Origin of the sequence: Psychrobacillus sp. FSL K6-2843 (genome assembly GCF_038626375.1) — a bacterium.
GTDB classification, from domain to species: domain Bacteria; phylum Bacillota; class Bacilli; order Bacillales_A; family Planococcaceae; genus Psychrobacillus; species Psychrobacillus faecigallinarum.
In genome coordinates this window covers 3,920,082-3,934,430 of sequence record NZ_CP152021.1, presented here as the reverse complement: position 1 = coordinate 3,934,430, position 14,349 = coordinate 3,920,082, and the positions used below count along the sequence as shown (strand labels likewise).

Annotated in this window: 18 protein-coding genes, 2 tRNA genes and 2 rRNA genes; 16 read left to right on the top strand and 6 right to left on the bottom strand. The window is 38.7% G+C overall.

Translation table 11 applies throughout. The features are described from left to right. The first annotated feature begins 176 nt into the window (after positions 1-176). The 5 genes from MKY94_RS20135 (at position 177) to MKY94_RS20115 (ending at position 5,025) form a co-directional block, all read left to right on the top strand. A 23S ribosomal RNA gene (locus MKY94_RS20135) occupies positions 177-3,104 on the top strand. A 53-nt stretch (positions 3,105-3,157) separates the two neighbouring features. Further along, positions 3,158-3,273 (top strand): 5S ribosomal RNA (rrf, locus tag MKY94_RS20130). A gap of 774 nt (positions 3,274-4,047) precedes the next feature. Next, the gene (locus tag MKY94_RS20125; protein ID WP_154312078.1) at positions 4,048-4,194 is read left to right on the top strand and encodes a hypothetical protein; all 147 of its coding nucleotides are present in this window, start codon (positions 4,048-4,050) and stop codon (positions 4,192-4,194) included. A 676-nt stretch (positions 4,195-4,870) separates the two neighbouring features. Beyond that, positions 4,871-4,945: transfer RNA gene (locus MKY94_RS20120), tRNA-Asn, on the top strand. Positions 4,946-4,952: 7 nt separating this feature from the next. Beyond that, a tRNA-Thr gene (locus MKY94_RS20115) sits at positions 4,953-5,025 on the top strand. 106 nt (positions 5,026-5,131) lie between these two features. On the opposite strand, the gene MKY94_RS20110 is transcribed toward MKY94_RS20115, so the two are convergent. The 5 genes from MKY94_RS20110 to MKY94_RS20090 all read right to left on the bottom strand — a co-directional run bounded on the left by MKY94_RS20110 (position 5,132) and on the right by MKY94_RS20090 (position 8,772). Further along, a complete protein-coding gene (locus tag MKY94_RS20110) occupies positions 5,132-6,304 on the bottom strand; it encodes a site-specific integrase (protein WP_342577738.1) in 1,173 nt (390 codons plus the stop codon). A 56-nt stretch (positions 6,305-6,360) separates the two neighbouring features. Next, the gene (locus MKY94_RS20105) at positions 6,361-6,825 is read right to left on the bottom strand and encodes an ImmA/IrrE family metallo-endopeptidase (protein WP_342577737.1); all 465 of its coding nucleotides are present in this window, start codon (positions 6,823-6,825) and stop codon (positions 6,361-6,363) included. A 90-nt stretch (positions 6,826-6,915) separates the two neighbouring features. Continuing rightward, positions 6,916-7,119: a YqaE/Pmp3 family membrane protein gene (locus MKY94_RS20100; protein WP_342577736.1), complete on the bottom strand. Its 204-nt coding sequence runs from the start codon at positions 7,117-7,119 to the stop codon at positions 6,916-6,918. A 40-nt stretch (positions 7,120-7,159) separates the two neighbouring features. Next, complete coding sequence (locus tag MKY94_RS20095; RefSeq protein WP_342578708.1) at positions 7,160-8,185, bottom strand: type I restriction endonuclease; 1,026 nt, start codon at positions 8,183-8,185, stop codon at positions 7,160-7,162. Between the two features lie 209 nt (positions 8,186-8,394). Continuing rightward, positions 8,395-8,772 carry a helix-turn-helix transcriptional regulator gene (locus MKY94_RS20090; protein ID WP_342577735.1) on the bottom strand — a complete coding sequence of 126 codons (378 nt, stop codon included), beginning with the start codon at positions 8,770-8,772 and terminating at the stop codon, positions 8,395-8,397. Positions 8,773-8,943: 171 nt separating this feature from the next. Here MKY94_RS20090 and MKY94_RS20085 point away from each other — a divergent pair, with 171 nt between their 5' ends. The 7 genes from MKY94_RS20085 to MKY94_RS20055 all read left to right on the top strand — a co-directional run bounded on the left by MKY94_RS20085 (position 8,944) and on the right by MKY94_RS20055 (position 11,721). Further along, positions 8,944-9,165 carry a helix-turn-helix transcriptional regulator gene (locus MKY94_RS20085; protein WP_342577734.1) on the top strand — a complete coding sequence of 74 codons (222 nt, stop codon included), beginning with the start codon at positions 8,944-8,946 and terminating at the stop codon, positions 9,163-9,165. An 11-nt stretch (positions 9,166-9,176) separates the two neighbouring features. After that, complete coding sequence (locus MKY94_RS20080) at positions 9,177-9,980, top strand: phage antirepressor KilAC domain-containing protein (protein WP_342577733.1); 804 nt, start codon at positions 9,177-9,179, stop codon at positions 9,978-9,980. A 33-nt stretch (positions 9,981-10,013) separates the two neighbouring features. Next, entirely contained in the window at positions 10,014-10,193 is a 180-nt protein-coding gene (locus MKY94_RS20075) for a hypothetical protein (protein ID WP_342577732.1), read from the top strand. Positions 10,194-10,232: 39 nt separating this feature from the next. Continuing rightward, the gene (locus MKY94_RS20070; protein ID WP_342577731.1) at positions 10,233-10,436 is read left to right on the top strand and encodes a hypothetical protein; all 204 of its coding nucleotides are present in this window, start codon (positions 10,233-10,235) and stop codon (positions 10,434-10,436) included. Positions 10,437-10,507: 71 nt separating this feature from the next. Then, positions 10,508-11,038 (top strand): XRE family transcriptional regulator, encoded by a 531-nt coding sequence (locus MKY94_RS20065; RefSeq protein WP_342577730.1) that lies wholly within the window; start codon positions 10,508-10,510, stop codon positions 11,036-11,038. After that, positions 11,035-11,304 carry a hypothetical protein gene (locus MKY94_RS20060; protein ID WP_342577729.1) on the top strand — a complete coding sequence of 90 codons (270 nt, stop codon included), beginning with the start codon at positions 11,035-11,037 and terminating at the stop codon, positions 11,302-11,304. Before MKY94_RS20065 ends, MKY94_RS20060 begins: the two co-directional genes overlap by 4 nt. 243 nt (positions 11,305-11,547) lie before the next feature. Next, positions 11,548-11,721 (top strand): hypothetical protein, encoded by a 174-nt coding sequence (locus MKY94_RS20055; protein WP_342577728.1) that lies wholly within the window; start codon positions 11,548-11,550, stop codon positions 11,719-11,721. On the opposite strand, the gene MKY94_RS20050 is transcribed toward MKY94_RS20055, so the two are convergent. Further along, positions 11,699-12,079, bottom strand: coding sequence for a hypothetical protein (locus tag MKY94_RS20050; protein WP_342577727.1), 381 nt, complete (start codon positions 12,077-12,079; stop codon positions 11,699-11,701). The two genes, MKY94_RS20055 and MKY94_RS20050, sit on opposite strands and share 23 nt — an antisense overlap. Between MKY94_RS20050 and MKY94_RS20045 the strand changes: the two genes are divergently transcribed. The 4 genes from MKY94_RS20045 (at position 12,071) to MKY94_RS20030 (ending at position 14,342) form a co-directional block, all read left to right on the top strand. Beyond that, positions 12,071-12,385, top strand: coding sequence for a hypothetical protein (locus MKY94_RS20045; protein WP_342577726.1), 315 nt, complete (start codon positions 12,071-12,073; stop codon positions 12,383-12,385). The two genes, MKY94_RS20050 and MKY94_RS20045, sit on opposite strands and share 9 nt — an antisense overlap. A gap of 100 nt (positions 12,386-12,485) precedes the next feature. Next, the gene (locus MKY94_RS20040; RefSeq protein WP_342577725.1) at positions 12,486-12,704 is read left to right on the top strand and encodes a hypothetical protein; all 219 of its coding nucleotides are present in this window, start codon (positions 12,486-12,488) and stop codon (positions 12,702-12,704) included. Beyond that, positions 12,701-13,588 (top strand): hypothetical protein, encoded by an 888-nt coding sequence (locus MKY94_RS20035; RefSeq protein ID WP_342577724.1) that lies wholly within the window; start codon positions 12,701-12,703, stop codon positions 13,586-13,588. The genes MKY94_RS20040 and MKY94_RS20035 overlap by 4 nt, the downstream gene beginning before the upstream one ends. Further along, a complete protein-coding gene (locus MKY94_RS20030) occupies positions 13,527-14,342 on the top strand; it encodes a PD-(D/E)XK nuclease-like domain-containing protein (protein WP_342577723.1) in 816 nt (271 codons plus the stop codon). Before MKY94_RS20035 ends, MKY94_RS20030 begins: the two co-directional genes overlap by 62 nt. Positions 14,343-14,349 lie beyond the last annotated feature (7 nt).

Genomic DNA, 14,349 nt, shown 5'->3' with positions numbered 1-14,349 from the left:
CAGATCTTTATCTGTATCTTAACGTTTTGCAGTTCAGTTTTGAGTGTTCATTTTTATGATGAGCATTTAAATTGTTCTTTGAAAACTGGATAAAACGACATCAAAAAAGAAACAAACGCAAGATATTCAAATTGTGATCACTTACGTGATTGCAAGTGTAGTACTTTTAACTTTTAGGTTAAGTTAATAAGGGCGCACGGTGGATGCCTTGGCACTAGGAGTCGACGAAGGACGGCACTAACACCGATATGCTTCGGGGAGCTGTAAGTGAGCTTCGATCCGGAGATTTCCGAATGGGGAAACCCACTGCCCGTAATGGGGCAGTACATTTGCGTGAATACATAGCGCATCTGAGACACACCCAGGGAACTGAAACATCTAAGTACCTGGAGGAAGAGAAAGAAAATTCGATTCCCTGAGTAGCGGCGAGCGAAACGGGAAGAGCCCAAACCAAGAGGCTTGCCTCTTGGGGTTGTAGGACACTCTATACGGAGTTACAAAAGAATGAGTTAGATGAAGCGACCTGGAAAGGTCCGCAGGATAGGGTAAAAGCCCCGTAGTCCAAAATTCATTCCCTCCAGAGTGTATCCTGAGTACGGCGGAACACGTGAAATTCCGTCGGAATCCGGGAGGACCATCTCCCAAGGCTAAATACTACCTAGTGACCGATAGTGAACCAGTACCGTGAGGGAAAGGTGAAAAGCACCCCGGAAGGGGAGTGAAATAGACCCTGAAACCGTGTGCCTACAAATAGTCAAAGCCCGTTAACGGGTGATGGCGTGCCTTTTGTAGAATGAACCGGCGAGTTACGATTACATGCGAGGTTAAGTTGAGAAGACGGAGCCGCAGCGAAAGCGAGTCTGAATAGGGCGAATGAGTATGTGGTCGTAGACCCGAAACCAGGTGATCTACCCATGTCCAGGATGAAGGTAAGGTAACACTTACTGGAGGTCCGAACCCACGCACGTTGAAAAGTGCGGGGATGAGGTGTGGGTAGCGGAGAAATTCCAATCGAACCTGGAGATAGCTGGTTCTCTCCGAAATAGCTTTAGGGCTAGCCTCAAACGTTAGAATCTTGGAGGTAGAGCACTGTTTGGACTAGGGGCCCATCCCGGGTTACCGAATTCAGACAAACTCCGAATGCCAATGATTTATGTTTGGGAGTCAGACTGCGAGTGATAAGATCCGTAGTCAAGAGGGAAACAGCCCAGACCACCAGCTAAGGTCCCAAAGTATTTGTTAAGTGGAAAAGGATGTGGCGTTGCTTAGACAACCAGGATGTTGGCTTAGAAGCAGCCATCATTTAAAGAGTGCGTAATAGCTCACTGGTCGAGTGACGCTGCGCCGAAAATGTATCGGGGCTAAACAAATCACCGAAGCTGTGGATTGATACCTTTGGTATCAGTGGTAGGAGAGCGTTCTAAGGGCGTTGAAGTCAGACCGGAAGGACTGGTGGAGCGCTTAGAAGTGAGAATGCCGGTATGAGTAGCGAAAGATGGGTGAGAATCCCATCCACCGTATGACTAAGGTTTCCTGAGGAAGGCTCGTCCGCTCAGGGTTAGTCGGGACCTAAGTCGAGGCCGATAGGCGTAGACGATGGACAACAGGTTGATATTCCTGTACCACCACCCCACCGTTTGAGTGATGGGGGGACGCAGTAGGATAGGGTAAGCGTGCTGTTGGTTATGCACGTCCAAGCATTGAGGTGTGAGTGTAGGCAAATCCGCACTCTGTAACATTGAGCTGTGATGGCGAGGACTTAGTCCGAAGTTCCTGATTTCACACTGCCAAGAAAAGCCTCTAACGAGGTGGGAGGTGCCCGTACCGCAAACCGACACAGGTAGTCGAGGAGAGAATCCTAAGGTGAGCGAGAGAACTCTCGTTAAGGAACTCGGCAAAATGACCCCGTAACTTCGGGAGAAGGGGTGCTCTTTTGGGTGTATAGCCTAGAAGAGCCGCAGTGAATAGGCCCAGGCGACTGTTTAGCAAAAACACAGGTCTCTGCAAAACCGTAAGGTGAAGTATAGGGGCTGACGCCTGCCCGGTGCTGGAAGGTTAAGAGGAGTGCTTAGCGCAAGCGAAGGTGCGAATTGAAGCCCCAGTAAACGGCGGCCGTAACTATAACGGTCCTAAGGTAGCGAAATTCCTTGTCGGGTAAGTTCCGACCCGCACGAAAGGCGTAACGATCTGGGCACTGTCTCAACGAGAGACTCGGTGAAATTATAGTACCTGTGAAGATGCAGGTTACCCGCGACAGGACGGAAAGACCCCGTGGAGCTTTACTGTAGCTTGATATTGAATTTTGGTGCAACTTGTACAGGATAGGTAGGAGCCTTAGAGCCCGGAGCGCCAGCTTCGGAGGAGGCGTCGGTGGGATACTACCCTGGTTGTATTGAAATTCTAACCCATACCCGTAACCCGGGTAGGAGACAGTGTCAGGCGGGCAGTTTGACTGGGGCGGTCGCCTCCTAAAGTGTAACGGAGGCGCCCAAAGGTTCCCTCAGAATGGTTGGAAATCATTCGAAGAGTGTAAAGGCAGAAGGGAGCTTGACTGTGAGACCTACAAGTCGAGCAGGGTCGAAAGACGGGCTTAGTGATCCGGTGGTTCCGCATGGAAGGGCCATCGCTCAACGGATAAAAGCTACCCCGGGGATAACAGGCTTATCTCCCCCAAGAGTCCACATCGACGGGGAGGTTTGGCACCTCGATGTCGGCTCATCGCATCCTGGGGCTGTAGTCGGTCCCAAGGGTTGGGCTGTTCGCCCATTAAAGCGGTACGCGAGCTGGGTTCAGAACGTCGTGAGACAGTTCGGTCCCTATCCGTCGTGGGCGTAGGAAATTTGAGAGGAGCTGTCCTTAGTACGAGAGGACCGGGATGGACACACCGCTGGTGTACCAGTTGTTCTGCCAAGGGCATCGCTGGGTAGCTATGTGTGGACGGGATAAGTGCTGAAAGCATCTAAGCACGAAGCCCCCCTCAAGATGAGATTTCCCATTACGCAAGTAAGTAAGATCCCTCAAAGACGATGAGGTAGATAGGTTCGGGGTGGAAGCGTGGCGACACGTGCAGCTGACGAATACTAATCGATCGAGGACTTAACCAAATTGTTTGTTTCAACTGATGTCTTTTATCCAGTTTTGAGTGAACAACTCAAAGTCTAGTGATGATGGCGAAGAGGTCACACCCGTTCCCATACCGAACACGGAAGTTAAGCTCTTCAGCGCCGATGGTAGTTGGGGGTCTCCCCCTGCAAGAGTAGGACGTCGCTGGGCACTGGAAAAAGTCGTTACCGAGAAATCGGTGACGGCTTTTTTGTTTGTTCTATAAAGAAATTAGAAGTGCCGAAGGCACTAACCATTTCTAACAAGTGTGCGAGAAAGCAGAGGGGCAAAGAGTTCGAGAAAGAGAGGAAGAGAGGCTCGGAGCGTATAGCATACGCGAGAACCGAACGACTGCGGCTGACGAAGAAATCTTCCGCCCATCTGGTTTCGCAGCCGCGCCGATGGTAGTTGGGGGTTCCCCTGCAAGAGTAGGACGTCGCTGGGCACTGGAAAAAGTCGTTACCGAGAAATCGGTGACGGCTTTTTGTTTGTTCTATAAAGAAATTAGAAGTGCCGAAGGCACTAACCATTTCTATCTAAGCAAGTGTGCGAGAAAGCAGAGGGGTAAAGAGTTCGAGGAAGCAAGGAAGAGAGGCTCGGAGCGTATAGCATACGCGAGAACCGAACGACTGCGGCTGACGAAGAAATCTGCCGTCCACCTGGTTTCGCAGCTCAAAAGCATCTAAATAAAAAGATGCTATTCATTAATACTGTTAAGTGTTTCTTATATATGAAGATGTTCTATTATTGCTAATGGCTCTGATGAAGAAAAAAGTTAATTTATCGAAAATGGTATGGTGAAGGTTGCCCAACATATATTAAAATTAATTTAATCAATACTGAATATTTTTGCTAAAATAGAAAAAAATTATGAAGGTGTTCACGTTACACTAACGCGGCAGTTTCGTTACCGAAGGTATAAATTAGAGGATTCGGAGATGTTGGATGGCAAAGAAAAAAAAAGAAAAGCAGGATGGGTTTTTTAAAGAAATTTTAGGTGAGATTGGTGGTTCTATAATATTTGAAGTGGTCTGGAACATCATAATGTTTATACCAAGAGTAATAATTCGCTTGATTTCAACCCTTTGGTGAAGTCATTATTTCCTATTTTAACTTATAATCACTTTAGTAAAATGGACAGTAAATGCATGAGCTTGAAGATACACTTCCTCGCTCGCTTTTTGTGAACTTTAAATCAACCTTTCTCTTTAACATAACCTTGTTAATAAAAAGATAAAAAGTTCTCCACTTATAAAGAAATAGGATGGCTCCCGAAATTGTATCTTCGGTAGCCGCTCTACTCGTAGGAAGGACAACAATTCCCTTATTATCAATAGCTGCATTAAAAACGTTTCGAGTGTTGTAGGTTGGCGCAGGACTGTCGATGCAATAGGATGACCGAAAAAGAGAGGGATTGTCGTGACGTAAGTCATGACAATCCCTCTCAAAAAAATCCTCGGTTATCTTATAGTAAAAGACCAGTCCGAAGCCATCAGGAAACACACTATCCATTTCAGAAGGATCAATTAAACTAACTTTCCCTGTATAATTAAATATTTAAAGGCCAATATAACATGGTGAAGCAATTCCAATGAAATAATTCCAAATATAGAAAAAGGACACATATTTAAACTAAATATTTTACTTTAACTCCTTAAATTCTATAATATTACATTTTAAATATTTCATTGGGAAAATATCTAAATTAAGCTTGAAATTTAAAGTATACTTGTTATAATTATATTTGTACTTTAAATGATAAGAACGTTCCGAAGTAGCTCAGTGGTAGAGCAATCGGCTGTTAACCGATCGGTCGTAGGTTCGAGTCCTACCTTCGGAGCCATTTTTATGCTTCCATAGCTCAGTAGGTAGAGTGCTTCCATGGTAAGGAAGAGGTCACCGGTTCAAATCCGGTTGGAAGCTTAATATAAAACGTTGATATGATGCGATTCTTTGCTAATGCGAAGGGTTGTTTTTTTGTTTTTAGCTGGTCTCGTGTGACTGATGTGTGACCAATTTCGAAAAAACGTTATTTTTCATCCTTTTTATCGTCTAAAAATAGTTTATCAAATGTTGTGCTAGCATCCTTATCATCGTCTTCATTAATGTGACTATACATATTAAGAGTTGTTTTAATATCTGTGTGACCTAGTCGCTTTTGGATGACCTTCATGTTAACTCCTTCACTTAACAAATAGGATGCTGAAGAGTGTCGTAAGCCATGAAAGGAAACAGAGCTCAATTTCTCTCTCTTAATAAACCTATCCCAGAACTGTGTCACACTGTCAGGGCGATAAGGCTTACCGTATTCGTTCCCAAATATAACAAACACTTCATTCCCCTTTGAGTCTTTAAAGCCCTCCCAGAGGTTTCCCATTTCTTCTTTTAAGGCTAGTCGTTCTTCATAGAACTTTTTTAATCTAATCATTAACGATTTTGGATAAGTAACAAAGCGATCATCTTCTGTTTTGGTTGATTTAATTCGTAGGCCAAATTTTTTAGAGCTTTGCAAAGAGCTCTTAACATGGATTTGATTACTTTTCCAATTAATTACGTCTGGAGACAAAGCTAATACCTCGCCTCTCCGTAAGCCGCCAAACAGAGCAATTGCGGCGATAAGATACTGATGTTCCTGTAAATTCTCCATAGCCTTTAATAACCCTGGTATTTCGTTCTTATCAAAGAATTGATTGTTCTCTACTTTAATTCTTTTATACTTGGGTTTTTGTACTCCAATCATTGGATTGTTTCGTTCATCGATGATTTTCCATAATACAGCGTATTTAAAGATAGACTTCAGTATGTTGTACTTTTTCTCTAAATTGTGATTCATTGATTTTTCTTTAGTGAAGTACCGAACTATTTGGAAGGTAGAAATGTTTTTTATTCGATTTTTGCCGAAATGTTCTTTTAAAATGTCCAGCGTGTATTCATAATTTTCTTTTGTCGAGGCTTCCAGTTCCATTTCTGCGTAGTTTTTAAACCACCGTTGAGCAAAGTCATTAAAGGTAGGATTGTCGTCATCTAAATGCATACTTTCCTTAACTTCATGCTCAAATATTCTCAATAATTCTGCTGCTTTTCTTTTTCCGGAACACTCAACTATTTTAGTTTTCCGTATTCTTGATCCAGAAGCATCATATCCGAGTTCTACAAATAATCTGTATTTTTTATTGGGAACTAACTCCTTGTAAGAGGACATATTAACTCAATCCTTTCTACTCAAGCATAAGCATATTATGTGTATTAAAAAAGAAGCTAACCGATACTTTGTAGATTAAGTATGTATTGTTTTAACCTTTTTTTTGCAAATTCATAATCTACATTGAAGGTCTCTTGTATCACAAATATCGCTTTTGCTTCAGAACTTGGCAAATTCATTCGGTCTATCATAAAAGTAGGCACACAAGCGTGATATGCAAAGTTTGAAGCTTTCCACTCTTGGTATTCTAAAAATGAAGAGGGAAGAACGCGTTGATTCCCATCATGCCATTCTATATGACATAGTTCATGACCGAATTCTTGCCATTGTGCTATTGGTGAGATTCTGCTGTCGATTAAAATGACATCTCGGACTGTCATAGATCCATAAGGTAAGTAAATTAAAGTTATACCTAAACGTGCTGCTATTGACTCCATGTCTAGTTGGTGAGGATGGTAAATTCCAATTGTGTTATACATTCTTTTTACGTATTCTTCCATCAAATTGTAAGTATATCTCATGTTGTAACCTCCAAATCAAACATATGTTCTTTTTAGTATAAAAGAAATCCCTACAAATTGGTAGTAGGGATTGAAGGATTAGTAAAACTATTACTTATTTTTGTGAGCATTAGCTATAATTTCAGCTTGTTGCTTCATTCTTTTGTTGTCTTTGTTATCCTTTACTACAAGTACTGCGTGTATTATCCCTGGAATCCAGAAAAAGAGAGTTAGTACAAAATTAAGAAGTGCTTGAATTGGTTTTCCGCTTAACAACACCGCTACTGGTGGTAAAAAAACTGCTAAAAAATACATTAAAAATTTCCTCCTATTTTACATAAATATATTGTGTGACCTATAAAAATTGTTTTGTTGTCTTGATAATTATATCTTTGGAATCAAGTATATCAAGTGGTTTTACAAATTCAATAATCGTTCTTTCTTTGTCCTTTGGTGCATCATTTAATACAATAAAATTTCTGTTCTTTTCGAAGTAGACTCTTAATATCCACTTTCTGATATTATCATCTAGCATAATATTAAAATAACTCTTATTGTCTCTATAGAAAATTCTTTCTGGATCAACTTCATCTCTTAGAGCGACTCTAACGACAGCGTATGATTCCAGTTCTTCATTAGTAGTAACTATACCATCAGATGAATCTATCTCTTCTATTATTTCTTCTTTTACTATAGGAGTATTACTCTTATTATCATCCGTTGATTTTAATGCAGCATTTAATTTGTCATTTACTTGTTCATTAATTAACTGTTTGAGACCTTTATGAATGATTGGTGTAAACTTTTCAATAGTACTTTTTGTTTTGACACCATCATATATTTCGTTAACCATAAATTTAACAAATTTCTCTGATGGTAAATCAAATTGGGTAGACAAATAGCTCTTAAATGCACTTAAATATTTCAACTCAGATGCAGTACTTGTAATATTATCTACGTCAAATGTTGATTTTCTAAATTTCGCGATCTCTGCAATGTGAATATCACGTAGATCCAAAATGTTAAAAGAGAAAAAAGGAGTAACATCCATTTTGTTAGTTTCTTCTAAATCAGTGAAAAACTTATATTCGATACCATTAGTCAAAATAGAAAATTTAGAAGTAGTTGTTCCAAAGTATCTAAAAAGTTGTGAGTCATGCTTTGTCAGTGTTTGAGTGATACCTTTACATTCAATAAGAATAACTGGTTTGCCTTCTGACAAAATTGCATAGTCTACCTTTTCACCTTTTTTTATTCCTACATCAGCAGTAAATTCTGGGTTGAACTCCATAGGATTAAACACATCATAACCGAGTATTTGAAAAAAAGGCATAACGATAGCAGTTTTAGTAGCTTCTTCTGTTGTAATTGATTCTTTCATTGTTTCTATTCTCTTAGATAAATTCCTTAGCTGTTCAGCAAACTTTTCCACTTAATTTCCCCCTCTAATTTTAACAGCGTAATAGTAATTAGTAATTTACATATAAAAGAATTTCGCATAACTAATTTCCTGTAATTTAATTATGAAAATATAACTACAAGGAGTTTATAAAAATAGAGATATAGAAAACTACATCTCGTATTGCTGTTTTATAACTTACCTTGATTTTTCAAGATTTCCCACATCTTCAGCAAAGCTTCTTTTTGCTCTTCGGAACTCTCATTAAATTCCTTAAATAATATTTTAGAGCGTGGATCGTTTACCCAGGCTTCGAACTCTGCATTGGTATCTATATTGTTTGGGTCTTTAATATCTGTTCTACCTAATAAGTAGTCTGTGGAGACTTCTAACAATGAAGCAAGACTATCTACTATATCTAATGGAGGTAATTTGGTGCCGTTCTCATAAGCTGTGTATGTAGTCCTAGCCATACCGATTTTATCTGCAACATATTTTTGAGTCCAATTAGGATTAGATGATTTCTTTTGTTCTCTGCATTGTTTTAATCTTTGTGCGAACTTTTCCATGATCATCACCTACCTAGTATTGATATTTTCATTATAAATGTTCCTAACAGTAACTTCTATAGATGTTCCTAAGAGTAAAACTTTTTATAAAATATTAGTTGACATGTTCCTAAAAGTAACGTACTATAAATTCATAAGATGTTCCTTAAAGGAACTTAAGGAGGTTGTAGCGTGAGAAACTGGTTAAAAAAAACACGAATGAAGAAATGCAAAACTCAATATGAAGTAGCAGAGTTATCTGGAATTTCTAGAAGTTATTACACAAAGATCGAATTGGGAATTAAAACGCCCACTGTCGATGTTGCTAAAAAAATAGCCAAAGCATTAGATTTTGATTGGTCAAATTTTTTTGAAGAGGAATGTTCTTTTAAGGAACGTAAACAATTAGCATAGGAGGAATAAAGATGAATCAATTACAAACAATCGAACAGTATGGCCAACGTGTATTAACTACAAGTCAACTAGCAGCTAGTTACGGTACAGATAACAAAAGTATTAGCAATAACTTCAACAATAATAAACACAGATATGCAAAAGGTAAACATTTCTTTTTGTTAGATGGTGAGGATTTAAAATATTTCAAGAGCAAATCCGAAAATTTAGGAATCGCTCAAAACCTTAACAAACTATATCTTTGGACAGAAAAAGGTGCATGGCTTCATGCAAAATCACTCAACACTGATCAAGCTTGGGACGCTTATGAAATATTAGTGGACGAGTATTACAAAATTAAAGACCAGCCTCAGTTGCCGAGCAATTATAAAGAAGCATTAGTAGCTTTATTAGAAACAGTGGAACAAAAAGAACTACTTGAATTAGCCAATAAACAAAAAGACCAAATAATTGGTGAAATGAAACCTAAAGCAGACTACACAGACCGCATCCTCAATAGCAAAGGGTTAATGACTATTACTCAAATCGCTAAGGATTACGGTATGTCAGGACAAGCAATGAACATCAAACTTCATGAATTGGGTGTGCAATACAATCAAGGAGGTCAATGGCTTCTTTATAGCAAACATCATGATAAAGGGTTTACGCACTCTCAAACAATAGATATTACTCGTACAGACGGCAGACCAGACACGAAACTTAATACGAAATGGACCCAGAAAGGACGCCTTTTCTTGTACAACCTTTTGAAGTCTAAAGGTATTGTTCCAGTGATTGAAAGGGTGGAACAAACAAAACTTCGTATCGTGCAGTAGTAATTAAACAAATTGGGATATGGAGGTACTTTTATGAAAATACCAGACAAAGCAAAACAATCTGTTAGACAAATGCAGGAGCATTTGAGAGGGAAAGGTCTTCATTTAACAGAGGAACAAGTTTTTCAGAAGCTTGTTGAATACGAAATGATTGATGTGTTCGGAAATCCAACACCATTTGCTTTAGAGAATGGATATGTCGAAACAATTTGAGGAGGGCGATTAACCGCCCAGTAGACAGGAGGGACTAACATGAGAAAAGTTCGAGGAGCAAAAGCCTTATCTGAATATCTAAAATCAATTAACTGCGACATGTCGGAAACTACTATTTACCGGTTATTAAAGACAAGGAGCATCCCATGTCGTAGACCAACACCAAAAATAATTATTTTCGATTTAGATTTAATTGATCGTTGGCTTTTAATTGAGGATGAAGAAAAAAGTGTTTCTTTCTAAGCTAACTTCATTCTACGAGATGTGACCGTATCAATAAATAACCATTCAGATACAAAGGAGATGTGGGGGAAATGACAATCAAAAACGCCGCAAACATGGGAAACGCGGTAGCACGTTTAATGGAATCAGAAGAATTAAATGGTGAACAATTAGCTTTTGATTTGAATATAAGTCGCCAGCTAGGAAGTCACATGAAAAATGATAGAAGGAAGATGCAACAAGATATTGCCAAGGTTTCTATCCAAACATATGACAATCCAGAATACATCACCGACGTGTTACACGAGTTTAGCGAAGGGTATACCTCTCCAGTGTTTAGAGGTAAGCATATCGAGCAACACCGTTTATCTATTGAAGCTTACACGATTCAGGAATTACAAGAAGCTATAAGCAAGATGAAAGAAGTTTGTCTAGCTAAGCCTCCGACTATTATTTCTAAGGAAGAGCGTGAAGAGATTAAAGCTCTTATGGAAGAACTCCTTGATGGAAGAGGTTTTATAGATAACATGCTGATCCAACTCCAGAAAGATTATGGGTTATCCATAAAAAACTGTATTAAAGGTCTATTACCAAGATGGAAGGCGAAAGGGTGGTTAGGGTGAGAGAGGATTTATTTAAAAAAGAAGATTACCATGCAGCATTAAGAGAGCATGCAAGCATCTTAGATTGCAGTAAGGCGATTGAGGAATATTTAAAAACAGGCGATTTAGAAGGAGCCCTATTATTTGTTCGGGATATTAACAAATCACTGGAAACGTTAAAAAACTTAGCAAATAGAAAAATGCTTGAATCACAGATGAAAGGTCTACTGGATGACTTAGTTGCAGCAGGAGTTAATGTGATGGTGGTGAAACGACATGTTCAATAGTCCTGAGAGTGTAATTATCTATGTTGTCTCTATTGGTGCAGCACTTCTATTGGGGAATATGTGGGGAAGTTTGAACACGGAACATAAAAAAACTGACTAACTCGGGAAAGTTAATCAGCTAAAAGTAATTAGGTAATTTCATTATGACGGAGCTTTTGGCTCCCGTCAAGAAGTCTAGGATTTCCCCCTTTGCTTTCCTAGGCTTCTTGATGGGATTCAACCATCGGAAAGAGGGTGAGAGTGATGAATCAAATGCAAAATGAGGAAGTACTCCAAAAAACAAATGACTTTTTGAAGTACCTCGATGATGAAGGTATTTCACAAGAGATAGACCCAGGGCTTCTATCAAGATTAATTATTATGCAGGTTGAATTAAAGAAACAATTTTATTCATTTAAAAATCAAAAAGAGAATTAGATTTATCAATTACTACTTTTGCCTTTTTGTTCTCTACATCAATTGAAATGTTACTAAGTGATCGATTATCTATTTTTACTTCAAATGGTTTTCCGTTATTTAAGCAAATATTATTAATCCCTTGGCTATGAATAGATATTTTGGTATTAAAGTTTTCTAATGAAAAATTAATATCACCAATGTAATCATATACACCATTCTGATCTGGTGCATAGACATCGATACCAGCAAAGTATTTAGAGAAACCGATTATTATACCGCCTTCTAGTTCAGTAAATTCCTTGCCATTTTGTTGAAACCTGGATTTATGCAAATTGTCTTGGAGCGTTTCAATCGTGTAAATTCTGTCTTGGCTCATTCTTTTACCACCTCCTATCTATTACAAGCTTATCAGATTAAAGGTGACAAAATAAAGGCAACGGTAGCTAGAGTAGTAATCATTAAGAAGAGAGGTATTAACATGGAAAACTCATTAATATCAGGTAATTGTTATGAAGAACCTTTAAGAGAACCTAGAAAGGTTGGGTGCTGCAACTATCGACATTGCAAGGAAGATTTATATGAAGGTGAAGGTTATGAGTGGGATGGTTACTTGTATTGTTCTACAGAACATATGGGTGAACACATAGTTGAAGAAAATCTGGCAGTTGATTTAAGCGCATAAAAAAATCCGCTATTGGAGTAGCGGACTTCAAGGATTCTCTATAAAACTGATGTCTTTATTATAACGAGAATCCTTGAATATGACAAGAGGAGGATGATTCATGGTGGTTGATCTGCACAAAAGATATGAAAGCACTTGTAAATTCGTTAAGAAGAACAATATGAAAAAACTAAGCTTAGATATATTAAATCTTGCTTTTAGCATTGAAGTCCAGATTTTGGTTTCATCTCATAAAAACGAGCTTATAACAGAGCTCACTCAACAATATGTGCAACTTGAAAAAAAAATACTAAATGAAACTGGAGTGAATATAGCATGAGTGAACTATCGATGCAATTTCAACAAAGCCAACAAGGTGGAGTAGTAGGTCAAGCGACTGCATCACGTGAAATGGAAGAGGTAAAGGGAGCTATTTTTCTTGCTAAGCAGTTCCCAAGAAACATATTCCAAGCTGAACAAAGAATATTAGATTCTTGCAAACGCACATCACTTGCAGAAGTTGCTATGTACCAATATCCAAGAGGTGGAACGAAAGTAAGTGGTCCTTCTATCAGATTAGCTGAAGTTTTAGCGCAGAACTGGGGAAATCTTTCGTTCGGCGTTAAGGAGTTGGAACAACGTGAAGGTGAATCTGTAGCAATGGCATATGCATGGGATTTAGAAACTAATGTTAGACAGGAAAAAGTATTCACTGTGAAGCACAGTAGACAAGCAAAAGGTACTTTACAGAAGCTTACGGATCCTCGTGACATATACGAATTGGTAGCAAGTAGTGGTGCAAGGCGTGTACGTGCTTGTGTTCTTGGAATAATACCAGGTGACATTGTAGATAAAGCTGTGGCTGAGTGTGAACAAACACTGAAAGGGAACAATAAAGGACCTTTAAAAGATCGTATTTCAAAAGCATTAAAAACATTTAAGGAACAACATAGGGTTACTCAAGAAATGGTTGAAGCTAAGTTTGGTTACAACGCGGAATCCTTTACAGAATACGACTATTTAGAACTGATAAAAATATTTAACTCAATTAAAGATGGCATGAGCAAAGTAGAGGATTGGTTCAATAAAGATGAAGGCAAGAAGAAGTCTAGTGACCTTGGAGAAGCATTCAAAAAAGAAGACGTTAAGGAGGTTACAGTAGATGGTAACTCAACAACCTCAACAGAAACTTCAGTTGAACAGTCAGAACTACCACAGCAATGAAGCAAATAAAGACTACTTTTCAGTTTCGCAATTCAAGAACATGATGGATTGCCAAGCTCGAACAGTAGCAACTATAAATGGAGACTATCAAATGCCGTCCAGCACGGCTTTGATGGTTGGCTCCTATACTCATGCAGCATTCGAAAGCGAAGAAGAGTTTCTTAAGTTTCAAGAAGAAAATCATGATTCGATTTATAAAAGTCGTGGTGGTAAATACGCGGAATATAATCAAGCGGACATGATGATTCAAACCATTAAAGAAGATCCATTTGCAATGTTTGCGATGGATGGTGTCAGAGAAACGATATTTATCGCCAACCTATTTGGAGCTGATTGGAAGATTAAAGTCGATTCAATTAACTTTGAACGTAAAACATTTAGTGATTTAAAGACTACTCAGAGCCTTTCAAACCGCTACTGGTCAGATAAGTATCATAAGTATGTTTCGTTTGTTCAAGCCTATGATTACGTACTACAAATGGCTATATATCGAGAAGTAATTCAAAGGAACACTGGAGAGTATTTCAGTCCATATATTGTGGCAGTTACAAAAGAAAGTCCTCCAGATAAAGCTGTCTTGCATTTTGACGATTCTCGTTTTGAGTTTGAATTAGAGTATACAGAAACAATGATGGATAGCTTTATCCGAGTTAAAAACGGAGTAGACAATCCTATTCGATGTGAGAAGTGTGCTTATTGCAGGCAGACAAAGAAATTGAATAACACATTTGAAATTGAATATTTACTAGATTAGCGGAGGG